Raw genomic sequence first — 25,609 nt, forward strand, 5'->3', positions numbered from 1 at the left:
GGCGTTAAGCCGCCGGAACCTGAAAAAAGGGGACGATTTTAGCGATGCTTAGCTTAGTTGTCAGTTATCAGAATCAGAAAAGTTTTTACGCGTTTTTACGTCTTCCATGCTCTCAAGAATGCGGTGGTAATTCTCGAAGCGGGTTTCCGCGATCTCGCCTTTCTCAACTGCTTCACGGATAGCGCAGCCAGGGTCGTTATCGTGCTTACAGTCGCGGTATTTACAGGCGCCTAAATAATCATGGAATTCGACAAATCCGTTAAAGATTTGTTCCGGCTCAAGGTGCCACAAACCGAACTCACGCACGCCCGGGGAGTCGATCACGTCGCCGCCGTGCGGGAAATGATACAGACGCGAGGCGGTAGTGGTGTGCTGGCCCAGGCCAGAGACGTTGGACACATCGTTGGTCAGGATCTCTTGCTGGAGGCCGAGCAGGTTGTTCAGCAGGCTCGATTTACCTACGCCGGACTGGCCCGCAAAGATGCTGATGCGGTCGGTCAGCGCCTCTTCCAGCGGTTTAAGGCCATCTTTGGTGTGGCTGGAGACCATCAGCACGCGGTAACCAATCTTGCGATAGATATCCATCTGCTCATTCACGAAGGCCATGCCGTCGTCATCCAGCAGATCGATTTTGTTCAACACGATAATCGGTTCAACCTGCAGCGTTTCGCAGGCGACGAGGTATCGGTCGATAATGTTGAGCGAAAGTTCGGGCAAAATCGCCGATACGATAACAATCTGGTTAATGTTGGCGGCAATGGGTTTGACCCCGTCGTAGAAATCGGGACGGGTTAACACGGACGTGCGCTCATGAACCGCTTCAACGATACCTTTTACCGTAACGCCTTCCGCCGCCTCTTTACCCGGTCTCCAGACCACGCGATCGCCGGTAACCAGTGAACGGATGGTGCGACGGATATTGCAACGGTGAATATCCCCGTCGGCGGATTCGACATCGGCATGCATACCGAAACGGCTGATGACTACGCCTTCTGTCGCTTCACCAAACAGGTTGTCGTCATAATCCGGCTTCTCCGAAGTGGTTTTAAGACGGCGCTGGTGGTTGGCGTTTACGCGGCGCTGCTGCCCTTTGGAGAGTTTATTTTTACTCAATCGCGCTGGCTCCTGGTCGCCCGTAAGGGGCAAAACCTCTATGATACACTCTAATTAATACTAGTTAACCTGCTACTGCCGGTTATGCGAGAAGGGTGGAAAATAACATGAGCGCGGATGAAAACAACCTGATTTGGATCGATCTCGAAATGACCGGGCTGGATCCCGAGCGCGATCGCATCATTGAAATTGCAACGCTGGTGACGGACGCTAACCTGAATATCCTGGCTGAAGGGCCAACGTTTGCGGTGCATCAGTCCGACGAGCAGCTGGCTTTGATGGATGAATGGAACGTGCGCACCCACACCGGCAGTGGCCTGGTGGAGCGCGTGAAGGCGAGCACGTTCGGCGATCGCGAGGCGGAGCTGGCGACGCTTGAGTTCCTGAAACAGTGGGTTCCGGCAGGCAAATCGCCTATCTGTGGGAATAGTATCGGCCAGGATCGCCGTTTCCTGTTTAAGTACATGCCGGAGCTGGAGTCATATTTCCACTACCGTTATCTGGATGTCAGCACCCTGAAAGAGCTGGCGCGTCGCTGGAAGCCTGAAATCCTCGACGGCTTCAAAAAGCAGGGGACTCACCAGGCGATGGACGATATCCGTGAGTCCGTGGCGGAGCTTTCCTACTACCGCGAAAACTTTATTAAGCTGTGATTTTGCGATCCGGCGCCTTGCGTGGCCGGGTTTTTGTCGTTAAATTGTTCAGCTTGCCGATTAATTAAGCATTTGAACTTAATTTCGAAAAAATCGCTTTTAGGGGGGTTGCAGCTAAAAGGATTTCTCGTATAATGCGCCTCCCGTAACGACAGAGAATTACACGTTACGACAGCAACAAAAGCAGTGCAGATTTGCGGGAATAGCTCAGTTGGTAGAGCACGACCTTGCCAAGGTCGGGGTCGCGAGTTCGAGTCTCGTTTCCCGCTCCAAAATTTGAAAAGTGCTTCCTAAGCACGGACCACCCAAGCGGGAATAGCTCAGTTGGTAGAGCACGACCTTGCCAAGGTCGGGGTCGCGAGTTCGAGTCTCGTTTCCCGCTCCAAAATTTGAAAGTGCTTCTAAAGCACGGACCACCCAAGCGGGAATAGCTCAGTTGGTAGAGCACGACCTTGCCAAGGTCGGGGTCGCGAGTTCGAGTCTCGTTTCCCGCTCCAAATTCTTCTTAATCTCTAAAATATCCACAGCGAAAAGAGTCGTTGGGGACGTTTTCTATTGTCTCTGAAATACTCTTGTGAACAGAGTTATCCACAGAAACTACGCTTAACCGTAACAGGGTTAAAGCTTAGCAGGGTGAATAATATCTTTGTAACGCGCTGTATTTAGTAAATAAATTTTCATTTCAAAATGTTATTGAGATCACTTGACCTCTTCTCCAGCCCAGATGGCGCTTGAGTTTGTAATTTTATTCACAGGCTGTGAATAGTTCAGGCATCCCGCGTAAGCCCTTTTTCAATCACCCGCACCAGACGCTGTTTCTTCGGTAGCTGCACCTCGATCGTGCAGGCATTACGCTTCTCTATTTGCTGCGCAATCGCCCATTCTATGTGTTCATCAAGAAGTGGGTGCTCACCTTTACGGCTTTCAAGCGCCCGAATATTCGCTTCATCCCACGGGGCATTACCCAGCGCGACGGCAACATTACGCAGCCAGCGCAGATGACCGATACGGCGAATGGCCGAACCTTCCGTCACTTTCAGGAACCAGGCTTCGGTCCAGGCGAATAACTCAACCAGCTGCGGCGCATGCAGCGCCTTACGCGGGCTGAAATCCTCTTCGTCCGTGAGCTGCGAATAGCGGTTCCACGGGCAGATCAGCTGGCAGTCGTCGCAGCCGTAGATGCGGTTGCCGATAAGTGGTCGAAATTCCTCTGGAATGGCCCCTTCCAGTTCGATAGTGAGGTAGGAGATGCAGCGGCGCGCATCAACGGTGTAAGGCTCGACGATGGCACCCGTCGGACAGATGGTCATGCAGGCCACGCAGCGTCCGCAGCCTTCCTCTACCGGGCCGTCTACCGGCAATGGTAAATCAATCAGCAGTTCACCCAGGAAGAAAAACGATCCGGCGTCGCGGCTGAGGATAAGTGAGTGCTTACCTGTCCAGCCAAGCCCGGCTTTTTCGGCGATCGGGCGCTCAAGAATAGGCGCAGAATCGACAAAGGGTCTAAAATTCAGCGAAACACAGTGCTGCTGAATAGTTTCCCCGAGTTTTTTTAAACGGTTACGCAAGAGCTTATGGTAATCACGGCCCAGAGCGTACCGGCTGACGTAACCCAGAGAGGGATTTTTTAGCGTGCGCGCAAAGGCCGCGTTGGCGGGCAGATAATTCATGCGCACGCTGATGACGCGTAATGTGCCCGGCAAAAGCTCGTGAGGGCGGGCGCGCATCATGCCATGACGCGCCATCCACTCCATTTCGCCGTGGTATTGTTTGTCCAGCCAGGCCTGCAGTTTCGGCTCGCTGGCGGAGAGGTCGGTATCGGTAATGCCCACCTTCTGGAAGCCAAGCTCAGCACCCCACTGTTTAATTTTTTGCGCTAATTCATTGAGATCGAGGGGCTGTGACATGACGGACCATACGGTGAAGAAAAACCCCGCAAGTATACCACATTCCATCTGGCATGCGGATGACCTCCGGCGCGCCGAAAAAGAGGCCGCAGACAGCCTCGGGATTACCCTTTATGAACTGATGCTGCGCGCGGGTGAGGCGGCGTTTAACGTTGCCCGCAGCGCGTACCCTCATGCCGCCCACTGGCTGATTCTGTGCGGTCACGGCAATAACGGCGGCGACGGCTACGTTGTCGCCCGTTTGGCGGTTGCGGCAGGTATCCGCGTGACGTTGCTGGCCCTGGAGAGCGATAAACCGCTGCCGGAAGAGGCCAGCGCGGCCCGGGAGGCGTGGCTTAACGCAGGCGGTGTGATTCATGCGCCTGATATCGTCTGGCCGGAAGAGGTGGATCTGATTGTTGATGGTCTGCTGGGTACCGGGCTACGCAGTGCGCCTCGCGAGAACATTGCCGCCCTTATTGAACACGCTAACGGACATTCCGCGCCGGTCGTTGCCCTGGATATTCCCTCAGGCCTGATCGCACAAACCGGCGCGACGCCGGGAGCGGTGATTCAGGCTGCACATACGGTAACCTTCATCGCCCTCAAGCCGGGGCTACTGACCGGTAAAGCACGAGACGTTGTTGGCGTGCTGCACCACCATGCGCTGGGGCTGGAGAGCTGGCTGTCCGGGCAGGAAACGCACCTCGCGCGTTTTGATGCTTCGCAGCTTGCGGCGTGGCTCCCGCCGCGCCGGCAGACGTCCCATAAGGGCGATCACGGCAGGCTGGTGATTATTGGCGGCGATCATGGTACGGCAGGTGCAATTCGCATGACCGGCGAGGCGGCTCTGCGCAGCGGTGCCGGATTAGTGCGAGTACTCACTCGCATTGAGAATATTGCGCCGATCGTTACGGCCCGACCGGAGCTGATGGTCCATGAGCTTACGCCTCAGTCGCTTGAAGAAAGCCTGGAATGGGCGGATGTGGTGGCGATCGGCCCCGGGCTTGGGCAGCAGGCATGGGGTAAACAGGCCCTGCAAAAGGTCGAGAATTTTCGTAAACCGATGCTGTGGGATGCCGACGCGCTTAACCTTCTGGCAATAAACCCCGATAAGCGTCACAATCGCATTCTGACGCCACACCCCGGCGAAGCCGCGCGCCTGCTTAACTGCAGCGTGGCAGAAATTGAAAGCGATCGCTTACTTTCTGCTCAGCGTCTGGTAAAACGTTACGGAGGTGTTGCTGTTTTGAAAGGGGCAGGAACCGTTGTCGCCAGTGACGAGACGCAGGGCATTATTGATGCCGGAAATGCGGGCATGGCAAGCGGCGGCATGGGCGATGTGCTTTCCGGCATCATTGGCGCATTGCTTGGACAGAAACTTCCCCTTTATGATGCAGCCTGCGCGGGCTGCGTGGCCCACGGTGTCGCGGCGGATAAACTGGCCGCGCGTTACGGTACACGCGGCATGCTGGCCACCGATCTTTTTTGCACGCTGCGGCGTGTTGTTAACCCGGATGTGATTGACGTAGAAAATGACTAATCGAGCGATTCCTTTACCTGATGAACAAGCCACTTTAGAACTCGGCAAGCGCGTGGCGCAGGCCTGTCAGGGGGCAACCGTCATTTATCTGTATGGTGATTTAGGTGCGGGTAAAACCACCTTCAGCCGGGGTTTTTTGCAGGCGTTAGGGCATAACGGGAATGTGAAAAGCCCAACCTACACGCTGGTTGAACCGTACACCCTTGAAAATCTCATGGTGTACCACTTCGATTTATACCGCCTTGCGGATCCTGAGGAGCTGGAATTTATGGGGATCCGTGATTATTTTGCCAACGACGCCATTTGCCTGGTGGAGTGGCCGCAACAAGGTGCGGGTGTGCTGCCTGACCCGGATGTCGAAATTCACTTAGATTACCAGGCACAAGGGCGTGAGGCACGCATCAGTGCTGTTTCCTCATCAGGCAGTTCCTTACTGGCGCGACTGGCCGGTTAAGCGTAGGGATGACGGGATGATAAATCGCGTTAAAGGTTGGTTGTTGGCTGCCACCGTGCTGCTGTGCGCGCAGGCCGGGGCGGCAAACCTCTCAGATATTCAGGTATCAAACGGCGAAAGCCAGGCCCGGATCACGTTCAGCTTTATGGGCGACCCTGAATATGCGTTCTCACAGCCAGACAGCCACAGCGTGGCGCTGGATATCAAACAAACAGGCGTGATCCAGGGGCTACCGCTGCGGTTCAGCGGTAACAACCTGGTGAAAAGTATCCGTTCGGGAACACCGCAGGATAGCCAGTCGTTACGCCTGGTGGTTGATCTGACCGAAAAGGGCAAAACGAAGGCGGTGAAGCAGCAAAACGGGGCGAACTATACGGTGGTGTTTACCATCAATGCCGACGCGCCGCCACCGCCTCCACCGCCGCCGGTCGTAGCGAAGCGCGTGGAAGAACCTGTGTATACGCCGCGTCCTTCTGAACCTGCGCGTAATCCGTTTAAATCGCAGAACGATCGCATTACTGCGGCAACCAGCAGCAATACGGTGACGCGTCCGGCGGCCAGCGCGCGACGCGCGACGGTCAGCGGTGACAAAGTGATTATCGCCATTGATGCGGGCCACGGCGGGGAAGACCCGGGGGCGATTGGCCCTGGCGGCACGCGAGAGAAAAACGTCACTATCGCTATCGCGCGTAAACTGCGTTCGCTACTCAATGACGACCCCATGTTTAAAGGCGTGTTGACCCGCGACGGGGACTACTTTATCTCCGTAATGGGACGCTCGGACGTGGCGCGTAAGCAAAACGCGAACTTCCTGGTCTCTATTCATGCGGACGCCGCACCGAATCGTAGCGCCACCGGCGCCTCGGTTTGGGTGCTGTCGAACCGTCGCGCTAACAGCGAAATGGCCAACTGGCTGGAAGAGCACGAGAAGCAGTCTGAACTGTTAGGCGGCGCGGGCGACGTGCTGGCGAACAGCCAGTCCGATCCGTACCTCAGCCAGGCGGTGCTGGATTTACAGTTCGGTCATTCGCAGCGCGTCGGGTATGATGTCGCCACTAACGTATTGAACCAGCTGCAAAGCGTTGGCGTGCTGCATAAGCGCCGTCCGGAACATGCCAGCCTCGGTGTTCTGCGCTCCCCGGATATTCCGTCCATCCTTGTAGAGACGGGCTTTATCAGTAACAACGGTGAAGAGCGTCTGTTAGGAAGCGACAGTTACCAGCAGCAAATTGCCGAAGCGATTTATAACGGTTTACGTAAATATTTTGAGGCGCATCCTCTGCAGTCTGCGCCGCAGAGCGGCTCAGCACAGACGGCCAGCGCAGCGCTGCCGGGTGAGATGACCGCGACCAACTAAGGAGCATTCATGCCGATTCAGGTTCTACCGCCGCAGCTCGCGAACCAAATCGCCGCCGGTGAGGTGGTGGAACGCCCTGCGTCGGTGGTGAAGGAGCTGGTGGAAAACAGCCTCGATGCGGGCGCAACCCGCATCGATATTGATATCGAACGCGGTGGCGCGAAGCTTATCCGCATTCGCGACAACGGCTGTGGCATTAAAAAAGAGGAGCTGGCGCTGGCGCTGGCTCGTCACGCCACCAGTAAAATCGCCTCTCTGGACGATCTGGAAGCGATTATTAGCCTCGGTTTTCGCGGCGAAGCGCTGGCCAGTATCAGCTCGGTTTCGCGCTTAACGCTGACCTCCCGTACCGCTGAACAGCAGGAAGCCTGGCAGGCTTACGCCGAAGGGCGCGATATGGATGTGACGGTCAAACCCGCGGCGCACCCTGTCGGCACGACGCTGGAAGTCCTGGATCTGTTCTACAACACCCCCGCCCGACGCAAGTTTATGCGTACCGAGAAGACCGAGTTCGGCCATATCGACGAGATCATTCGCCGTATCGCGCTCGCCCGATTCGATGTCGCCATCAACCTTAGCCATAACGGTAAGGTGATGCGCCAGTACCGCGCGGTGGCGGAAGGTGGACAGAAAGAGCGTCGCCTGGGCGCTATCTGCGGGACGCCGTTTCTGGAACAGGCTCTGGCCATTGAGTGGCAGCACGGCGATCTGGCTTTACGCGGCTGGGTTGCCGATCCAAACGCGAGCAGTGCTGCGTTCTCTGAAATTCAGTATTGCTACGTGAACGGGCGCATGATGCGCGATCGTCTCATCAATCACGCGATTCGCCAGGCCTGCGAAGACAAACTCGGGGCCGATCAGCAGCCAGCTTTCGTCCTTTATCTGGAAATCGACCCCCATCAGGTGGATGTAAACGTTCATCCTGCCAAGCATGAGGTGCGTTTCCACCAGTCGCGTCTGGTTCACGACTTCATTTATCAGGGCGTGGCCGCCGTGTTACAGCAGCAGGCAGCGCCAACTCTGCCGCTGGAGAAGGACGCCCCTGCGCCGCGTCCGCTGCCTGAAAACCGTGTAGCGGCAGGGCGCAACCATTTTGCTGAGCCTGCCGTCGCGCGTGAACCGGAAGCTCCGCGTTTCTCCCAGGCCGGGAGCGCACCGCGTCCAACGGGCGCGAACTACCCGAATGCCCAGCCGGGCTATCAGAAGCAGCAGGGAGCGTTGTACCGCAAGCTGCTGGAAACGCCCGCCGTGGAGCGAAAAGAGCACATTCCGCCCGCTCAGCCTTCTCTGGACGGCCATAGCCAGAGTTTTGGCCGGGTGCTGACGATTATCGCACCGGATATGGCGCTGCTTGAGCGTGACGGCAAACTGATGCTTCTGGCCCTGCCAGTCGCCGAACGCTGGCTCAAGCAGATGCAGCTTACGCCAGGCGAAAATGCAGCCTGCGCGCAGCCGCTGTTGATTCCGGTTCGCCTGAAAATATCCCCTGATGAAATGAGGGTATTGCAGCGCGCAGAGCCGCAGCTGGCGCAAATGGGTATTGAAACCGTGCTCGAACCACAACATGTGACAATTCGTGCAGTGCCTTTACCCTTACGCCAACAAAATTTACAAAACTTGATTCCTGAACTGATAGGCTACCTGGCGCAGCAAACGTCGTTTGATGCCGCCAACACCGCGCAGTGGATCGCCCGCCATCTGGCAAGCGAACACGCGCCGTGGAGTATGGCGCAGGCCATTAGCGTGCTGGCGGAGGTGGAACGCCTCTGTCCGCATCTGGTGAAAACGCCGCCGGGTGGGTTATTACAACCTGTTGATTTACAAACGGCGATGAACGCCCTGAAACATGATTGACGCAAGTAAGGCGAGCCTGCCTAAGGCAATTTTTTTAATGGGCCCAACGGCCTCCGGCAAAACGGCGCTAGCCATTGAGTTGCGTAAAGTTTTGCCTGTAGAGTTGATTAGCGTCGACTCCGCCCTCATCTACCGGGGGATGGACATCGGCACGGCGAAGCCTGACGCAGAAGAGTTGCGTGCGGCACCGCACCGTTTGCTGGATATTCTCGACCCGGCTCAGGCGTACTCCGCAGCGGATTTCCGCCGGGATGCCTTAGCCGAGATGGCCGAGATAACGGCGGCGGGACGTATACCGCTGTTGGTTGGCGGAACCATGCTCTATTTCAAGGCGTTGCTGGAAGGGTTGTCACCTCTGCCATCCGCGGATCCGGAAATAAGAGCGAAAATTGAGCAGCAGGCGGCAGAGCAAGGTTGGGACGTTTTGCATCAGCAACTGGCGGAGATTGACCCGGTTGCTGCAGCACGGATCCATCCAAATGATCCGCAAAGGCTTTCCCGGGCACTGGAAGTTTTTTTCATTTCGGGTAAAACTTTAACGGAACTGACGCAAACGTCAGGAGACGCTCTGCCGTATCAGGTGCATCAGTTCGCCATCGCCCCGGCGAGCCGTGAACTGCTCCATCAGCGAATTGAGCAGCGTTTTCATCAGATGTTAGCTTCAGATTTTGAAGCAGAAGTGCGGGCGCTATTTGCCCGTGGAGATTTGCATACGGACATGCCTTCCATTCGTTGTGTGGGATATCGCCAGATGTGGTCGTATCTTGAAGGTGAGATTTCATACGATGAAATGGTTTATAGAGGTGTTTGCGCCACGAGACAGTTAGCGAAGCGCCAGATCACCTGGTTGCGCGGTTGGGAGGGGGTTCACTGGTTAGACAGTGAAAAACCGCAACAGGCGTTAAACGAAGTGATTGAGGTTGTTGGTGATATCGCTCACTGAATGTGTACAATTGAGACGTATCGTGCGCAATTTTTCAGAATCGCAAGGTTCTAAGTACAAAACAAGCATATAAGGAAAAGATAGAATGGCTAAGGGGCAATCTTTACAAGATCCGTTCCTGAACGCATTGCGTCGGGAACGTGTTCCAGTTTCTATTTATTTGGTGAATGGTATTAAGCTGCAAGGTCAGATTGAGTCTTTCGATCAGTTTGTGATTCTGTTGAAAAACACGGTCAGTCAGATGGTCTACAAGCACGCTATTTCTACTGTTGTTCCGTCCCGTCCGGTATCTCATCACAGCAATAACGCTGGCGGCGGCACTGGTAGTAACTACCATCATGGCAGCAGCGCGCAGGGTTCTTCAACGCCGGCGCAGGACAGCGACGAGACCGAATAAGGTTTCGCACTGTTATCCACACGGGGAGCCAGGGATCCTGCGTTCCCCGCTGATCTTTTTAGAGAGGTTTACGCTTGTTTGACCGTTATGATGCCGGTGAGCAGGCGGTGCTGGTACACATCTATTTTTCGCAAGACAAAGATATGGAAGACCTCCAGGAGTTTGAATCTCTGGTCTCTTCCGCCGGTGTCGAAGCAATGCAGGTGATTACCGGTAGCCGTAAAGCGCCGCACCCAAAGTATTTTGTTGGTGAAGGTAAAGCAGTCGAAATTGCGGATGCCGTAAAAGCAACCGGCGCGTCAGTCGTGTTGTTTGATCATGCGCTGTCTCCAGCCCAGGAGCGCAACCTGGAAGCCCTTTGCGAATGCCGTGTTATCGATCGCACGGGTTTGATTTTAGATATTTTTGCTCAGCGTGCACGTACCCACGAAGGGAAACTGCAGGTTGAGCTGGCGCAGCTGCGCCATCTGGCAACGCGTCTGGTGCGTGGCTGGACACACCTTGAAAGACAAAAAGGCGGGATTGGTTTGCGCGGCCCGGGTGAAACCCAGCTCGAAACCGACCGTCGTTTGCTGCGTGGCCGAATTACCCAGATCCTTTCACGTCTGGAACGTGTAGAGAAACAGCGCGAACAGGGGCGTCGGGCGCGAACCAAAGCCGATATCCCGACGGTGTCGCTGGTGGGCTATACCAACGCCGGTAAATCCACCCTGTTTAACCAGATAACCGAGGCCCAGGTGTATGCCGCAGACCAGCTGTTTGCGACCCTGGACCCTACGCTGCGCCGTATTGACGTTGCAGACGTCGGTGAAACGGTGCTGGCGGATACCGTAGGGTTTATCCGCCACCTGCCGCATGACCTGGTGGCGGCGTTTAAAGCCACCCTGCAGGAGACGCGACAGGCGACTCTGCTGCTGCACGTGATTGATGCGGCAGACGTGCGCGTGCAGGAGAACATCGACGCGGTGAACGTGGTGCTCGAAGAGATCGACGCCCACGAGATCCCAACGCTGTTGGTCATGAATAAGATCGATATGCTGGACGATTTCGAACCGCGTATCGACAGAGATGAAGAAAACAAACCGATTCGGGTCTGGCTTTCTGCCCAGACCGGTATTGGTGTGCCACTGCTTTTCCAGGCTTTGACAGAACGTCTTTCCGGTGAGGTAGCTCAGCACACGCTGCGACTGCCGCCACAGGAAGGCAGGCTGCGCAGCCGGTTTTATCAGCTTCAGGCGATAGAAAAAGAGTGGATGGAGGATGACGGCAGCGTGGGGATGCAGGTGCGTATGCCGATCGTTGACTGGCGTCGCCTCTGTAAACAAGAACCTGCGCTGGTCGACTATATCGTCTGATCAGAAAGGGGATGCCTGAATAATTCGCCCTTGCATAACAAATATGGAGCATATACATGGCGTGGAATCAGCCCGGTAATAACGGACAAGACCGCGACCCGTGGGGAAGCAGCAAACCTGGCGGCAACTCTGAGGGAAATGGCAACAAAGGTGGTCGCGAGCAGGGGCCGCCGGATCTGGATGATATCTTCCGCAAACTGAGCAAGAAGCTTGGTGGCCTTGGCGGAGGAAAAGGTTCTGGCTCGGGTGGCAATTCCACTCAGAGCTCGCGCCCGCCAATGGGTGGCCGCGTAGTGGGCATCGTGGCCGCTGCGGTAGTCATCATCTGGGCAGCCAGCGGGTTCTACACCATTAAAGAAGCAGAACGCGGCGTAGTCACCCGTTTCGGTAAGTTCAGCCATCTGGTTGAGCCGGGTCTGAACTGGAAGCCGACCTTCATTGATGACGTGACCGCGGTAAACGTGGAATCCGTCCGTGAACTGGCCGCCTCTGGCGTGATGCTGACCTCTGACGAAAACGTGGTGCGCGTTGAGATGAACGTGCAGTACCGCGTGACCGATCCTGAGCGTTATCTGTTTAGCGTGACCAGCGCCGATGACAGCCTGCGTCAGGCGACCGACAGCGCCCTGCGCGGTGTGATCGGTAAATACACCATGGACCGTATTCTGACCGAAGGTCGTACCGTTATTCGTAGCGATACCCAGCGCGAGCTGGAAGAGACCATTCGTCCGTACAACATGGGTATTACCCTGCTGGACGTCAACTTCCAGGCTGCGCGTCCTCCGGAAGAGGTGAAAGCCGCATTTGACGATGCGATTGCTGCCCGTGAAAACGAACAGCAGTACATCCGTGAAGCAGAAGCGTACACCAACGAAGTTCAGCCACGCGCTAACGGTCAGGCGCAGCGTATTCTGGAAGAAGCGCGCGCGTATAAAACGCAGACCATCCTGGAAGCTCAGGGTGAAGTGGCCCGCTTTGCGAAGATCCTGCCGGAATATAAAGCGGCACCGGAAATTACCCGTGAGCGTCTCTATATCGAGACCATGGAAAAAGTGCTGAGCCATACCCGCAAAGTGTTGGTTAACGACAACAAAGGCGGAAACCTGATGGTTCTGCCGCTGGATCAGATGCTGAAAGGCAGTTCTGCGCCAGCAGCGAAAGGCGACACCAGCGGCGCGAACAACCTGCTGCGTCTGCCGCCAGCCTCAACAGGCAGCGCCAGCACGAACACAACGCCTTCTTCGAACGATGGTGACATTATGGACCAACGCCGTGCTAACGCGCAGCGTAACGACTACCAGCGTCAGGGGGAATAAGGATGCGTAAGTCAGTTATTGCGATCATCGTCATCGTACTGGTCGCGCTTTATACCTCGATCTTTGTGGTGAAAGAAGGCGAGCGTGGGATTAAGTTCCAGTTCAGCAGCGTCGTGCGTGATGGCGACAAACGCCCGGTGATTTACGAGCCGGGTCTGCACTTCAAGGTACCGTTTATTCAGTCCGTGAAAACGCTTGATGCGCGTATCCAGACCATGGATAACCAGGCCGACCGTTTCGTGACCAAAGAGAAGAAAGACCTGATCGTTGATTCCTATATCAAATGGCGCATCAGCGATTTCAGCCGTTACTTCCTGGCAACGGGCGGCGGCGACGTTTCTCAGGCAGAAGTGCTGCTGAAACGTAAGTTCTCTGACCGTCTGCGTTCCGAGATTGGTCGTCTGGATGTGAAAGACATCGTGACCGACTCCCGTGGTCGTCTGACCCTGGAAGTTCGCGATGCGCTGAACTCCGGTACAGCGGGCACTGAAGATGAAGTTTCAACGCCGGCAGCAGATGATGCGATTGCCAAAGCGGCTGAACGCGTTCAGGCGGAGACCAACGGTAAAGTGCCGGTGATCAACCCGAACAGTATGGCTGCGCTGGGTATCGAAGTGGTTGACGTGCGTATCAAGCAGATCAACCTGCCAGTTGAAGTGTCCGAGGCGATTTACAACCGTATGCGCGCCGAGCGTGAAGCGGTAGCCCGTCGTCACCGTTCACAGGGCCAGGAAGAGGCTGAGAAGCTGCGTGCTGCAGCGGACTACGAAGTCACCAAGACGCTGGCGGAATCTGAGCGCCAGGGCCGTATCCTGCGCGGTGAAGGCGATGCCGAAGCGGCGAAGCTGTTCGCGGATGCCTTCAGCCAGGATCCTGACTTCTACGCCTTTATCCGTAGCCTGCGCGCTTACGAGAATAGCTTCCAGAGCAACCAGGATGTGATGGTGCTCAGCCCGGACAGCGATTTCTTCCGTTATATGAAGACGCCGACTAACGCAACGCGATAAACTCAGGTCCGTTTGAGTATTCAAACCACCGCTCCCAACGGAGCGGTGGTTTTCTTTTATAAGGAATAAAAATGAATTCAACGATCTGGCTCGCACTGGCTTTGGTCCTGGTGCTGGAAGGTCTTGGACCGATGCTTTATCCGCGTGCCTGGCGCCGAATGATCGCCACGATGAGCCAGCTGCCGGATAATATTTTGCGTCGTTTTGGCGGCGGTCTTGTGGTTGCGGGCATCGTGATCTACTACATGTTGAGGAAAACGATTGGCTGATCAAAAAGTAGACGCAATCGGCGTATTTTGAGGTCAAAAAGTGCTGTATATCTGAAAAAGCGATGGTAGAATCCATTTTTAAGCAAACGGTGATTTTGAAAAAAATGGGTAACAACGTCGTCGTACTGGGCACCCAATGGGGTGACGAAGGTAAAGGGAAGATTGTTGATCTTCTGACTGAACGGGCTAAATATGTTGTACGCTACCAGGGCGGTCACAACGCAGGCCATACTCTCGTAATCAACGGTGAAAAAACCGTCCTCCATCTTATTCCATCAGGCATTCTTCGTGATAACGTCACCAGCATCATCGGTAACGGCGTTGTGCTGTCTCCTGCTGCGCTGATGAAAGAGATGAAAGGTCTGGAAGACCGTGGTATCCCTGTTCGTGAGCGTCTGCTGCTCTCCGAAGCCTGCCCGCTGATCCTGGATTATCACGTGGCGCTGGACGTAGCGCGTGAGAAAGCGCGCGGCGCGAAAGCGATCGGCACCACCGGTCGTGGTATCGGTCCGGCTTACGAAGATAAAGTTGCACGTCGCGGTCTGCGCGTGGGCGACCTCTTCGACAAAGCAACCTTCGCTGAAAAACTGAAAGAAGTGATGGAATATCACAACTTCCAGCTGGTGAACTTCTACAAAGCTGACGCTGTTGACTACCAGAAAGTGCTGGATGACGTCATGGCGATCGCTGACATTCTGACCGGTATGGTTGTTGATGTGTCCGATCTGCTGGACCAGGCGCGCAAGCGTGGCGATTTCGTCATGTTCGAAGGTGCGCAGGGTACGCTGCTGGACATCGACCACGGTACCTATCCGTACGTAACGTCCTCTAACACCACAGCAGGTGGCGTGGCGACCGGCTCTGGCCTGGGTCCACGTTATGTGGATTACGTACTGGGCATCATCAAAGCGTACTCCACTCGCGTGGGTGCGGGTCCATTCCCGACCGAGCTGTTTGATGAAACCGGCGAGTTCCTGTGCAAGCAGGGTAACGAGTTTGGCGCGACCACAGGTCGTCGTCGTCGTACCGGCTGGCTGGATGCGGTTGCAGTGCGTCGCGCAGTGCAGATCAACTCCCTGTCTGGCTTCTGCCTGACCAAGCTGGACGTACTGGACGGCCTGAAAGAAGTGAAAATCTGCGTAGGCTACCGTATGCCAGATGGCCGCGAAGTGACCACCACTCCGCTGGCTGCTGACGACTGGGAAGGCATTGAGCCAATCTACGAAACCATGCCGGGCTGGTCTGAGACCACTTTCGGTGTGAAAGAGCGTAGTGGCCTGCCGCAGGCGGCGCTGGATTACATCAAGCGTATTGAAGAACTGACCGAAGTGCCGATCGATATTATTTCTACCGGCCCGGATCGTACTGAAACGATGATCCTGCGCGACCCGTTCGACGCATAATCTTCGTGACTGCTGGCCTGCGGGGAGACCCGTAGGCCGGATAAGCGTAGCGCCATCCGGCGACCGCTCCAGGATCTCCGCTTTTTCGCCCCGTCTGTCAAATAAATTAGCCGCTCACTATCTGGCTGGTTTATCATCATTAATGAATATCTCTGCGGTTTGACCGCGTTTTCCCTTTTTCCTGAGGTTGATGTGCAGTTAACAAGTTTCACCGATTACGGCTTACGTGCGCTGATTTACATGGCGTCGTTACCCGAGGGGAAGATGACCAGTATCTCTGAAGTCACAGAGGTCTACGGCGTATCCCGTAATCATATGGTCAAAATAATCAATCAACTTAGTCGTGCCGGATACGTTGCTGCCGTCCGCGGGAAGAATGGTGGGATCCGTCTCGGTAAACCGGCACAGAGTATTCGTGTTGGCGATGTGGTACGTGAACTGGAGCCGCTTTCTCTGGTGAACTGCAGCAGCGAGTTCTGCCACATCACGCCCGCTTGCCGCCTGAAAAAGGCGCTTTCAAAGGCCGTGCAAAGTTTTCTCATGGAACTGGATAACTACACGCTGGCCGATTTGGTTGAAGAGAATCAACCGCTTTATAAATTATTGCTGGTGGAATGAAGAAAATTTCCACCGGAGCTGACAACGGAGGAACCGACATGTCACATGATCCTTTCCAGGAACGCGAAGCCGAAAAATACGCGAATCCTATTCCCAGCCGCGAGTTCATCATTGAACACTTAACAAAACGCGAAAAACCCGCCAATCGTGAAGAACTTGCCGTTGAATTAAACATTGAAGGTGAAGAGCAAATTGAAGCCCTTCGCCGCCGCCTGCGCGCGATGGAGCGTGACGGGCAGCTGGTCTTTACCCGCCGCCAGTGCTACGCGCTGCCAGAACGCCTCGATCTGCTGAAAGGGACCGTCATTGGTCACCGCGATGGCTTCGGCTTCCTGCGCGTGGAAGGCCGTAAGGACGATCTGTACCTCTCATCTGAACAGATGAAAATGTGCATCCACGGCGACCAGATCCTGGCGCAGCCGCTGGGCGCTGACCGTAAAGGCCGCCGCGAAGCGCGCGTGGTACGCGTTCTGGTGCCAAAAACCAGCCAGATCGTCGGCCGCTACTTTACCGACGCGGGCGTAGGCTTCGTGGTGCCGGACGACAGCCGTCTGAGCTTCGACATTCTGATCCCACCTGAAGAGGTGATGGGCGCCCGCATGGGCTTTGTGGTGGTGGTGGAACTCACCCAGCGCCCAACCCGTCGCACCAAAGCGGTAGGTAAAATCGTCGAAGTGCTTGGCGACAACATGGGCACCACGATGGCCGTTGATATGGCATTGCGCACCCATGAAATTCCGTACATCTGGCCGAAAGCGGTTGAAGAGCAGATCGAAAGCCTGCGCGAAGAAGTGCCGGAAGAATCCAAAGTGGGCCGCGTGGATCTGCGCTCCCTGCCGCTGGTCACTATTGATGGCGAAGACGCCCGCGACTTCGATGACGCCGTATACTGTGAGAAAAAACGCGGCGGTGGCTGGCGCCTGTGGGTCGCTATCGCTGACGTAAGCTATTACGTCCGTCCGCACACCCCGCTGGATAACGAAGCCCGCAGCCGCGGTACGTCGGTCTACTTCCCGTCCCAGGTCGTGCCGATGCTGCCGGAAGTGCTGTCTAACGGCCTGTGCTCCCTGAACCCGCAGGTTGACCGCCTCTGTATGGTTTGCGAGATGACCATCTCCACCAAAGGGCGCTTAACCGGCTACAAGTTCTACGAAGCGGTGATGAGCTCGCACGCGCGTCTGACCTATACCAAGGTCTGGCATATGCTGCAGGGCGACCAGGATCTGCGCGAACAGTACGCGCCGCTGGTCAAACATATCGAAGAGCTGCATAACCTCTACAAAACGCTGGATCAGGCGCGCGAAGAGCGCGGCGGGATCTCGTTTGAGAGTGAAGAGGCGAAATTCATTTTCAACGCCGAACGCCGCATTGAGCGTATCGAGCAGACCCAGCGTAACGACGCGCACAAGCTGATCGAAGAGTGTATGATCCTGGCGAATATCTCGGCGGCACGTTTCGTCGAGAAAGCCAAAGAGCCAGCGCTGTTCCGTATTCACGATAAGCCGACCACGGAAGCCATTACGTCGTTCCGCTCCGTGCTGGCTGAACTGGGTCTGGAACTGCCCGGAGGCAACAAGCCAGAGCCGCGCGATTACGCTGAGCTGCTGGAGTCCATTGGCGACCGTCCTGACGCAGAAATGCTGCAGACGATGCTGTTGCGCTCTATGAAGCAGGCGATTTACGATCCGGAAAACCGCGGACACTTTGGCCTGGCGCTGCAGTCTTACGCCCACTTTACGTCGCCGATCCGTCGTTATCCTGACCTCTCTCTGCACCGTGCGATCAAGTATCTGCTGGCGCAGGAGCAGGGCCATAAAGGGAACACCACCGAAACCGGTGGCTACCACTATTCGATGGAAGAGATGCTGCAGCTGGGTCAGCATTGCTCCATGGCCGAACGTCGTGCCGATGAAGCGACACGCGACGTGGCGGACTGGCTGAAGTGTGACTTTATGCTCGATCAGGTGGGTAACGTCTTTAAAGGCGTGATTGCCAGCGTGACCGGCTTTGGTTTCTTCGTTCGTCTGGACGAGCTGTTCATCGACGGTCTGGTGCACGTATCCAGCCTGGATAACGACTACTACCGCTTCGACCAGGTCGGCCAGCGCCTGATTGGCGAATCTGGCGGCCAGACCTACCGTCTGGGCGACCGTGTGGAAGTGAAGGTCGAAGCCGTGAATATGGACGACCGTAAGATCGACTTCAGCCTGATCTCCAGCGAGCGCGCGCCGCGTAACGTCGGTAAAACCGAGCGTGAAAGGGCGAAAAAAACCGGTAACGGTAAACCGGGCGGCGGTAAACGTCGTCAGGCGGGCAAGAAGGTAAACTTCGAGCCGGACAGCGCGTTCCGCGGCGAGAAGAAACAGAAGCCGAAGGCGGCGAAGAAAGAGGCCCGTTCAGCGAAAAAACCTTCCGCGAAAACGCAGAAAATCGCTGCCGCCACCAAAGCGAAGCGCGCGGCCAAGAAAAAGCAGGCGGAGTAAATTCTCCCCTCAACCTGACCCTCTCCCCAGCGGGGGAGGGGAAATACTTATTACGAGAACCATCAATGAGTGAAATGATTTACGGCATCCACGCGGTGCAGGCCCTTCTCGAGCGCGCACCGGAGCGTTTTCAGGAAGTGTTTATTCTGAAAGGGCGTGAAGATAAGCGTCTGATGCCGCTGATCCACGCCCTGGAAGCGCAGGGCGTGGTGATCCAGCTGGCGAATCGCCAGTTCCTGGATGAGAAAAGCGAAGGCGCGGTCCACCAGGGGATCATTGCCCGCGTGAAGCCGGGTCGTCAGTATCAGGAAAACGATCTGCCGGATCTGATTGCCGAGCTGGATAACCCGTTCTTCCTGATCCTCGACGGCGTTACCGATCCGCACAACCTCGGCGCGTGCCTGCGCAGCGCCGATGCGGCGGGCGTGCATGCGGTGATCGTGCCGAAAGATCGCTCCGCGCAGCTGAACGCGACGGCGAAGAAGGTGGCCTGCGGCGCGGCGGAAAACGTTCCGCTGATCCGCGTGACTAACCTGGCGCGCACTATGCGTCTGCTGCAGGAAGAGAATATCTGGATCGTCGGTACCGCCGGTGAAGCGGATCATACTCTGTACCAGAGCAAAATGACCGGCCGTCTGGCGCTGGTGATGGGTGCGGAAGGCGAAGGCATGCGTCGTCTCACCCGCGAGCACTGCGACGAGCTGATTAGCATCCCGATGGCGGGCAGCGTGTCGTCCCTGAACGTTTCCGTTGCGACGGGCATCTGCCTGTTTGAAGCGGTGCGTCAGCGCGGAGAATAAACAGCAAGGCCGTCCGCAGGACGGCCTTTTGTGTATTCTCCGTCTCCCTGTGGGAGAGGGGCGGGGTGAGGGCACCTGACGGTGACAACCTCACTCCTCTAGCGACCGCAAATGGTCGTCCTTCCTCAGCGTCATCAGCGCGAAAATACTCACTACCGCCGTCGCCATCACGTAATACGCCGGAATATCCAGGTTGCCCGTCTGCTTAATCAGCCCGGTAATAATTAACCCTGCGCATCCCGAGAAAATCGCGTTCGACAACGAGTAGGCCAGCCCCAGCCCCGTATAGCGCACGCGCGTCGGGAACATCTCAGACAGCATCGCCGGGCCCGGACCCGCCAGCATGCCCACCAGACCGCCCGCAATCAGCACCACAACAGCCTTCACCGCCAGCGTACTCGACTCCGCCTGCAGGATTTTCAGCAGCGGCAGGGCGAGGATCAGCAGCAGCGCGGTGGCGAGAATCATTACCGTACGGCGGCCGATCCGGTCGCTCAGGATCCCCGACGGAATGATGGTCAGCGCAAAACCAATATTCGAAATCACCGCTATCAGCAGCGCCTGGTTAAACCCGGTGTGCAGCGCCGACTGCAGATAGGTCGGCATAATCACCAGGTAGGTATACCCCGCCGCAGACCAGACCATGACGCGCCCGATTCCCATCACGATGGCCCGGAGCGTGGCGGCAGTATCCGCCTGAGCGACAGCCGGTTTATCCTGCTGTTGCACAAAGCTGGGCGTCTCCTCCATGCTGACGCGAAGCCACAGCGCCACAACGCCCATGGGCAGCGCCAGGAAGAACGGAATGCGCCAGCCCCAGTCGTGCAGGGCTTCAGGCGTGAGAAGGGTGGAGAGCAGCGCCACGATGCCTGCGCCCGCCAGCAGCCCCAGCGCCACGGTAAAGGACTGCCACGCGCCATAGAGCCCACGCTTGCCGCGCGGGGCGAACTCCGTCATCAGCGAGACCGCGCCGCCGTACTCGCCGCCCGCGAACAGCCCCTGCAGGATGCGCAGCAGCGTAATAATCAGCGGCGCGGCAATCCCGATGCTGGCGTAGACCGGCACAATGCCGATGGCGGCGGTAGCGAGCGTCATCAGCACCAGCACGATGATGAGCGTCGGTTTACGGCCAATCCGGTCGCCGATGCGGCCAAACACCACCGCACCCAGCGGGCGGAAGAAGAAGGCGATGGCAAACGAGGCGTAGGTGAGGATCAGGCTGGTCAGCCCCGCCTCTCCTTCAAGCTGGAAGAAGTTTTTCGCAATGACGGTCGCCAGAAAACCGTAGACCGCAAACTCATACCACTCGATAAAGTTACCAATGGAGCCTGCAATTAATGCTCGCTTGTGCGCGTCCGGTTGCATAACGATCCTCACTGAAAAGGGTAAGAATAAATTATTCAACAAAAGCGAAGTCATGAAATAGTTTATTCTTATGTTCTGTGAGCTATTTCACGAATGATATCAGCGGGATCGTGAACGTGTGACTCCCCTCCCATGCAGCGTGCGCGCGGTCTGTCCATACTTATCGTCATTGCCACTGAAGGAGGGAGACAGCATGCACTGGCAGACCCATACCGTTTTCAATCAACCTGCACCGCTTTCCAACAGCAACCTTTTCCTCTCGGACTGCGCCCTGCGCGATGCGGTCGCGCGTGAAGGGGCCGAGTGGGATATTGAGCTGCTCGCCAGCATCGGACAGCAGTTAGGCACCGCGGAGTCGCTGGAGCTGGGTCGTCTGGCAAACGTCAACCCGCCCGAGCTGTTACGCTATGACGCCACCGGAGAGCGGCTGGACGACGTGCGTTTTCATCCGGCATGGCATCTGCTGATGCAGGGGCTTTGCGCCAACCGCGTGCATAACCTGGCGTGGGAAGAGGAGGCGCGGAAAGGGTCGTTTGTCGCTCGGGCCGCACGCTTTGTGCTTCATGCTCAGGTAGAGGCAGGCACGCTTTGCCCGGTCACCATGACGTTCGCCGCCACGCCGCTGCTGCAGCAGGCGCTCCCCAAACTATTTCACGACTGGCTGACGCCGCTGCTCAGCGATCGCTATGATCCGCACCTTGCCCCTGGCGCGCAAAAGCGCGGCCTGCTGATTGGCATGGGGATGACGGAAAAGCAGGGCGGCTCGGACGTGCTCAGCAACACCACCAAAGCGGAAAAATGCAGCGACGGCAGCTACAGGCTGGTGGGGCATAAATGGTTTTTCTCCGTCCCGCAAAGCGATGCGCACCTGGTGCTGGCCCAGGCGAAGGGCGGGCTATCCTGCTTTTTTGTGCCGCGCTTTTTGCCTGACGGACAGCGCAACGCCGTGCGTCTGGAGCGCCTTAAGGACAAGCTCGGGAACCGCTCCAACGCCAGCAGCGAGGCGGAGTTTCTCGATGCCTCCGGCTGGCTGTTGGGGGAAGAGGGCGAAGGGGTACGGCAGATCCTCAAAATGGGCGGTCTGACGCGCTTTGACTGCGCGCTGGGCAGCCACGGACTGATGCGTCGGGCGCTCTCGGTGGCGCTGTACCATGCCCACCAGCGTCAGACCTTCGGCAAAAACCTCATCGATCAGCCTTTAATGCGCGAGGTATTAAGCCGGATGGCGCTGGTGCTGGAGGGGCAAACGGCGCTGCTGTTCCGCCTGGCCCGGGCGTGGGACAAGCGTGCCGATCCGCAAGAGGCCGCCTGGGCGCGGCTGTTTACCCCGGCGGCGAAATTTAGCGTCTGTAAAGCGGGCATCCCGTTTGTCGCTGAGGCGATGGAGGTGCTGGGTGGGAATGGATATTGCGAAGAGAGCGAACTTCCCCGCCTGTACCGCGAGATGCCGGTGAACAGCATCTGGGAAGGGTCAGGAAATATTATGTGCCTGGACGTTCTGCGCGTGCTGGCGAAGCAGCCGGGTATTCACGACCTGCTTGCCGACGAGTTTGCGCAGGTGAAAGGGCAGGACAGACACTTCGACCGCAGCTGGCGACAGCTTCAGCAAAAACTGCGTAAACCGCAGGAGGCACAGGGGCGGGAGATCGCGCAGCAGCTTTTCTTGCTGGGTGCCGGAAGCCAGATGCTGCGGCACGCATCGCCCCCGGTGGCGCAGGCGTGGTGCCGCATGATGCTGGATACCCGTGGCGGCACGCTGATGAGCGAGCAGGTGCAAAGCGACCTGCTGCTGCGTGCGACGGGCAGAGTTGGTTAGCCTTTTAGCTGGAACAGGCTCACCAGCTGAGTCAGGTGTGAACCCTTCTCGCGCAGCGTTTGAGCCGTTTGTTCGCTGCGTGAGATGCGATCGGCATTGATATGCGACGCTTCGCCAATATGGGTCATGGCGAGGTTCACCTGGCCGATCCCGGCGGACTGCTCGCGTGAGGCATGGTTAATCTCGGTGACCAGCTGGCTGATGTTATCGATATGAATGATGATGTCGTCCATCGCCAGGCGCGTCCGTTCAGACAGCGCATGACCCTCACTCACTTTTCTGAGCGTATCGCCAATCAGCTGTTCAATCTCCTTCACCGCGTTAGCGCTGCGTCCCGCCAGGGCGCGAACTTCCTGCGCGACTACCGCAAACCCTTTACCGTGCTCGCCTGCGCGGGCCGCTTCCACTGCCGCGTTCAGCGCCAGAATATTGGTCTGGAAAGCGATGGATTCGATCACGCGCGTGATGTCTTCGATGCGTTTTGACGCTTCGCGAATGTCGTCCATGGTCGACACCGCGTGGGTGACCGTCTCGCCGCCCTGATGGACCGCGAGCGATGTTTCACCCACCAGCTGCTGCGTTTGCTCCATGTTGGCGGCATTTTGCTGCACGGTGGCGGCCAGCTGCTCCATGCTGGCGGACGTCTCCTCCACGCTGCTGGCCTGCTTGTTGATCTGCTCTGAAATCTCGCCAGTGTCGGCGGCCAGCGCGTTGGTGCCCAAATGGATCTCGCCTGCAGCCTCACGGACCTGCAGGACAATTTTTTGCAGGCCGCCGCCGATGCCGTTGATGGCATCGATCAGCTGGCCGACTTCGTCCTGACGCGTCACGGGCAGGGTGGAACGGAGATCCCCTGCGGCATATTGACGGGCAAGATGGATCACGTTGCGCAGCGGTCGGGTCAGCACGCGGCGAATAATGACCACGAACAGGCCAGCAAAAAGGATGGATAAGGCCACGCCGGCCAGCAGGAAGCGATCGCGCATGGCGGTAACGCTTGAGAGCAGCACCGATTTATCCACTTCGCCCACGATAGTCCAGTTCCAGCCCGGCAGCGGGGTATAGGCCATTTTCAGCGTCCGGCCGTCGTCGCTTGTACGCTCCAGCGTGCCGGGTTTGTCACCCAGAAGCTGTTGCTGTGTTGCGCCGTCCCACTTCGGCTGTTTTCCCTCTTCGCTGGCGTGGAACAGGTATTGCCCGCGCGTTTTGCCGTTGCTGCGATCCAGCACGAAGAAGTGACCGCTCTCGCCCAGGCGGCGGTTGAGGATTTTCTCGCGCATGACGTTCCAGGAGTGGGTGATGTCCACCCCGACAAAGACAATCGCAATGACCTGCCCTTCGGCGTTTTTAACGGGCTGGTACTGGGTGATGTAGCGTTTGCCGAACAGCAGCGCCAGGCCGCGGTACACTTCACCTTTGTTGACGGCGGCAAAGGCCGGGCTGGCGTTATCCAGAACGGTACCCATTGCCCGATCGCCATTCTCTTTGCGCAGGGAAGTGGCTACGCGAACAAAGTCGTTACCGCTGCGTACAAACAGCGTCGAAATGGCTCCCGTACGGTTCAGGAACTCGTCCGAGAGCGTGTTGTTTTCATGCAGCCCGGTTTCTCCGCCTTTCAGAAGCGGAACGCTGAGCCCGTTAATCGTCTGGGGTTGGGAAGTATCAATGTTCAGGGGCTGCGGTAAAAAGGTGGTAAACAGACGGGTATAGCTCTCAACCTCTTCACTCAGGCTGGTATTAAACATCTGCACCATGTCGACCATGCCGGTGGACTGATTATGCAGATCTTCGACCGCAAGGGCTTCAAGCTGCTGGCTGGCTTTTTGGCTGAGCAGAAAAGTGAATAACAGAAACAGCGTGGCGACACTGACGCCAGTCAGCAGCGAGAGTTTCGACCCCAGGCCCGCACGGCGGAAAAAGTTGATCATAAATTGCTCATCATTGAAAAGTTATGGTTCTTCAACGGCAGAGCGGAGATTACGTTTACTGTTTTAATGTAACAAAATGTTATTCAATTGTTCTTTATTGGTTTTATATAAGATAAAAAATTTGCAAAAACGAAAAGCCACTAAAAATAAGTGGCTTTTATCAGGAGGGAGTTTACACGTAGAGAATGGCCTGTACCCGCCAGCGATCGATATGGTTATCTTCCTGCATCTGGATGATGCGATACCATGAAGCGCCCTGCTCATCGGCCTTTAATGCCACGACACGTTCAACGTCTTGCGGGCTCCCCGAGATATTATTCACGGAGATCTGGCCAATTTCATTCAGGCCAGTCACACAATCAGCACTGGCGAATTCTGCTGACTGCGCGGTGGTGCTCAGCAGGCCTGCTGAGAGCAACAGTGAGGTCAAAGCAAGAGTTCGTTTCATCGTCAGCTCCATTTCACATATATCCGGTATCCGCCGGGCAATCCTTCGCTAATAAACTCCCTTCCATTGATGCGGGCGTGGAGTTTATTGTGGACAGGAAAATGTCTATGGACGCAAAGCAGTGTAAATCTCGTTCAAAGGAAAACCATTATTTGCGGTACAAAATGGCCTGTGAATACCACTGTCCCGTTATGATGGTTTCGTCGATCATAATGATGACGTAATAATCTGCTTTGGCGGCGACGGCCTGTGCTTTTATTGCCGATTCTGCGTCATCCGGAGAGCCGCGAACCAGCGCGGAGATGGTGCCCATTCGTTGTAATCCTTCCGTCTGATTACGACGAATCTCCTGTGGATGATCGGCGACCGGTGGAGCGGGTTGCGGCGTTCCCTGCAGCGCGCTACAGCCACTCAGCAGAAACACCAGCAATAAAGCAGCAAACCTGCGCATAACCATATCTCGTTTCCTGATAGCCATAGTGTAGTTGGCTGTGAATTTAGTTTTGGGGGAATGTTCCCGAAGTGTTATCTGGGACGTATATTTCGAATGAAAATGACGCGAAAGCGTAACCCAGTTCTCAACATTATGAATCATAGATTC

Annotated in this window: 22 protein-coding genes and 3 tRNA genes; 19 read left to right on the forward strand and 6 right to left on the reverse strand. The window is 56.5% G+C overall.

Going from position 1 to position 25,609, the window contains the following annotated elements:
• Positions 1-60: 60 nt before the first annotated feature.
• Positions 61-1,113, reverse strand: a complete 1,053-nt coding sequence (gene rsgA, locus EnteroDNA1_RS15985; RefSeq protein WP_023334242.1) for a small ribosomal subunit biogenesis GTPase RsgA — start codon at positions 1,111-1,113, stop codon at positions 61-63.
• Positions 1,114-1,220: 107 nt separating this feature from the next.
• Here rsgA and orn point away from each other — a divergent pair, with 107 nt between their 5' ends.
• From orn to EnteroDNA1_RS16005, 4 genes are all read left to right on the forward strand, one after another.
• Positions 1,221-1,766: an oligoribonuclease gene (gene orn, locus EnteroDNA1_RS15990; protein ID WP_069303552.1), complete on the forward strand. Its 546-nt coding sequence runs from the start codon at positions 1,221-1,223 to the stop codon at positions 1,764-1,766.
• A 196-nt stretch (positions 1,767-1,962) separates the two neighbouring features.
• Positions 1,963-2,038 (forward strand) — tRNA-Gly (locus tag EnteroDNA1_RS15995).
• A 37-nt stretch (positions 2,039-2,075) separates the two neighbouring features.
• A tRNA-Gly gene (locus EnteroDNA1_RS16000) sits at positions 2,076-2,151 on the forward strand.
• 36 nt (positions 2,152-2,187) lie between these two features.
• Positions 2,188-2,263, forward strand: a tRNA-Gly gene (locus EnteroDNA1_RS16005).
• A 270-nt stretch (positions 2,264-2,533) separates the two neighbouring features.
• On the opposite strand, the gene queG is transcribed toward EnteroDNA1_RS16005, so the two are convergent.
• Positions 2,534-3,673: a tRNA epoxyqueuosine(34) reductase QueG gene (gene queG / locus EnteroDNA1_RS16010; RefSeq protein WP_064673121.1), complete on the reverse strand. Its 1,140-nt coding sequence runs from the start codon at positions 3,671-3,673 to the stop codon at positions 2,534-2,536.
• Between queG and nnr the strand changes: the two genes are divergently transcribed.
• The 14 genes from nnr to rlmB all read left to right on the forward strand — a co-directional run bounded on the left by nnr (position 3,672) and on the right by rlmB (position 19,451).
• Positions 3,672-5,195 (forward strand): bifunctional ADP-dependent NAD(P)H-hydrate dehydratase/NAD(P)H-hydrate epimerase, encoded by a 1,524-nt coding sequence (gene nnr / locus EnteroDNA1_RS16015; protein WP_069303553.1) that lies wholly within the window; start codon positions 3,672-3,674, stop codon positions 5,193-5,195. The two genes, queG and nnr, sit on opposite strands and share 2 nt — an antisense overlap.
• Positions 5,188-5,649 (forward strand): tRNA (adenosine(37)-N6)-threonylcarbamoyltransferase complex ATPase subunit type 1 TsaE, encoded by a 462-nt coding sequence (tsaE, locus tag EnteroDNA1_RS16020; protein WP_013095283.1) that lies wholly within the window; start codon positions 5,188-5,190, stop codon positions 5,647-5,649. Before nnr ends, tsaE begins: the two co-directional genes overlap by 8 nt.
• Positions 5,650-5,665: 16 nt before the next feature.
• Positions 5,666-7,006, forward strand: a complete 1,341-nt coding sequence (amiB, locus tag EnteroDNA1_RS16025) for an N-acetylmuramoyl-L-alanine amidase AmiB (protein WP_033144462.1) — start codon at positions 5,666-5,668, stop codon at positions 7,004-7,006.
• Between the two features lie 9 nt (positions 7,007-7,015).
• Positions 7,016-8,860, forward strand: a complete 1,845-nt coding sequence (gene mutL, locus EnteroDNA1_RS16030) for a DNA mismatch repair endonuclease MutL (RefSeq protein WP_069303554.1) — start codon at positions 7,016-7,018, stop codon at positions 8,858-8,860.
• Complete coding sequence (gene miaA / locus EnteroDNA1_RS16035) at positions 8,853-9,803, forward strand: tRNA (adenosine(37)-N6)-dimethylallyltransferase MiaA (protein ID WP_023310135.1); 951 nt, start codon at positions 8,853-8,855, stop codon at positions 9,801-9,803. Before mutL ends, miaA begins: the two co-directional genes overlap by 8 nt.
• 85 nt (positions 9,804-9,888) lie before the next feature.
• Complete coding sequence (gene hfq, locus EnteroDNA1_RS16040) at positions 9,889-10,200, forward strand: RNA chaperone Hfq (protein ID WP_023334248.1); 312 nt, start codon at positions 9,889-9,891, stop codon at positions 10,198-10,200.
• Positions 10,201-10,274: 74 nt separating this feature from the next.
• A complete protein-coding gene (gene hflX / locus EnteroDNA1_RS16045) occupies positions 10,275-11,555 on the forward strand; it encodes a ribosome rescue GTPase HflX (RefSeq protein ID WP_023310136.1) in 1,281 nt (426 codons plus the stop codon).
• Between the two features lie 56 nt (positions 11,556-11,611).
• Positions 11,612-12,871 (forward strand): FtsH protease activity modulator HflK, encoded by a 1,260-nt coding sequence (gene hflK, locus EnteroDNA1_RS16050; RefSeq protein ID WP_024907334.1) that lies wholly within the window; start codon positions 11,612-11,614, stop codon positions 12,869-12,871.
• Positions 12,872-12,873: 2 nt separating this feature from the next.
• Positions 12,874-13,878: a protease modulator HflC gene (gene hflC, locus EnteroDNA1_RS16055; protein WP_023334250.1), complete on the forward strand. Its 1,005-nt coding sequence runs from the start codon at positions 12,874-12,876 to the stop codon at positions 13,876-13,878.
• Positions 13,879-13,949: 71 nt separating this feature from the next.
• Positions 13,950-14,147, forward strand: a complete 198-nt coding sequence (locus tag EnteroDNA1_RS16060; protein ID WP_003855996.1) for a DUF2065 domain-containing protein — start codon at positions 13,950-13,952, stop codon at positions 14,145-14,147.
• A 104-nt stretch (positions 14,148-14,251) separates the two neighbouring features.
• Positions 14,252-15,550 (forward strand): adenylosuccinate synthase, encoded by a 1,299-nt coding sequence (locus tag EnteroDNA1_RS16065; RefSeq protein WP_024907332.1) that lies wholly within the window; start codon positions 14,252-14,254, stop codon positions 15,548-15,550.
• Between the two features lie 192 nt (positions 15,551-15,742).
• On the forward strand, positions 15,743-16,168 hold the full coding sequence (nsrR, locus tag EnteroDNA1_RS16070; RefSeq protein WP_023334253.1) for a nitric oxide-sensing transcriptional repressor NsrR: 426 nt from the start codon (positions 15,743-15,745) through the stop codon (positions 16,166-16,168).
• Between the two features lie 38 nt (positions 16,169-16,206).
• Positions 16,207-18,651 (forward strand): ribonuclease R, encoded by a 2,445-nt coding sequence (gene rnr, locus EnteroDNA1_RS16075; protein ID WP_039261027.1) that lies wholly within the window; start codon positions 16,207-16,209, stop codon positions 18,649-18,651.
• Positions 18,652-18,716: 65 nt separating this feature from the next.
• Complete coding sequence (rlmB, locus tag EnteroDNA1_RS16080) at positions 18,717-19,451, forward strand: 23S rRNA (guanosine(2251)-2'-O)-methyltransferase RlmB (protein ID WP_010427468.1); 735 nt, start codon at positions 18,717-18,719, stop codon at positions 19,449-19,451.
• A 90-nt stretch (positions 19,452-19,541) separates the two neighbouring features.
• On the opposite strand, the gene EnteroDNA1_RS16085 is transcribed toward rlmB, so the two are convergent.
• On the reverse strand, positions 19,542-20,816 hold the full coding sequence (locus EnteroDNA1_RS16085; protein WP_039261029.1) for an MFS transporter: 1,275 nt from the start codon (positions 20,814-20,816) through the stop codon (positions 19,542-19,544).
• A gap of 193 nt (positions 20,817-21,009) precedes the next feature.
• Here EnteroDNA1_RS16085 and EnteroDNA1_RS16090 point away from each other — a divergent pair, with 193 nt between their 5' ends.
• Positions 21,010-22,632: an isovaleryl-CoA dehydrogenase gene (locus tag EnteroDNA1_RS16090; RefSeq protein WP_069303555.1), complete on the forward strand. Its 1,623-nt coding sequence runs from the start codon at positions 21,010-21,012 to the stop codon at positions 22,630-22,632.
• Here EnteroDNA1_RS16090 and EnteroDNA1_RS16095 read toward each other — a convergent pair.
• From EnteroDNA1_RS16095 to bsmA, 3 genes are all read right to left on the reverse strand, one after another.
• A complete protein-coding gene (locus EnteroDNA1_RS16095) occupies positions 22,629-24,560 on the reverse strand; it encodes a methyl-accepting chemotaxis protein (RefSeq protein ID WP_069303556.1) in 1,932 nt (643 codons plus the stop codon). The genes EnteroDNA1_RS16090 and EnteroDNA1_RS16095 overlap by 4 nt on opposite strands.
• A gap of 172 nt (positions 24,561-24,732) precedes the next feature.
• The gene (gene yjfN / locus EnteroDNA1_RS16100) at positions 24,733-25,020 is read right to left on the reverse strand and encodes a DUF1471 family protease activator YjfN (RefSeq protein WP_032665074.1); all 288 of its coding nucleotides are present in this window, start codon (positions 25,018-25,020) and stop codon (positions 24,733-24,735) included.
• A gap of 136 nt (positions 25,021-25,156) precedes the next feature.
• Positions 25,157-25,486 (reverse strand): biofilm peroxide resistance protein BsmA, encoded by a 330-nt coding sequence (bsmA, locus tag EnteroDNA1_RS16105; RefSeq protein WP_029740376.1) that lies wholly within the window; start codon positions 25,484-25,486, stop codon positions 25,157-25,159.
• Positions 25,487-25,609: the final 123 nt, after the last annotated feature.

Source organism: Enterobacter sp. HK169 (genome assembly GCF_001719105.1).
In the GTDB taxonomy this organism is placed as follows: Bacteria; Pseudomonadota; Gammaproteobacteria; order Enterobacterales; family Enterobacteriaceae; genus Enterobacter; species Enterobacter asburiae_B.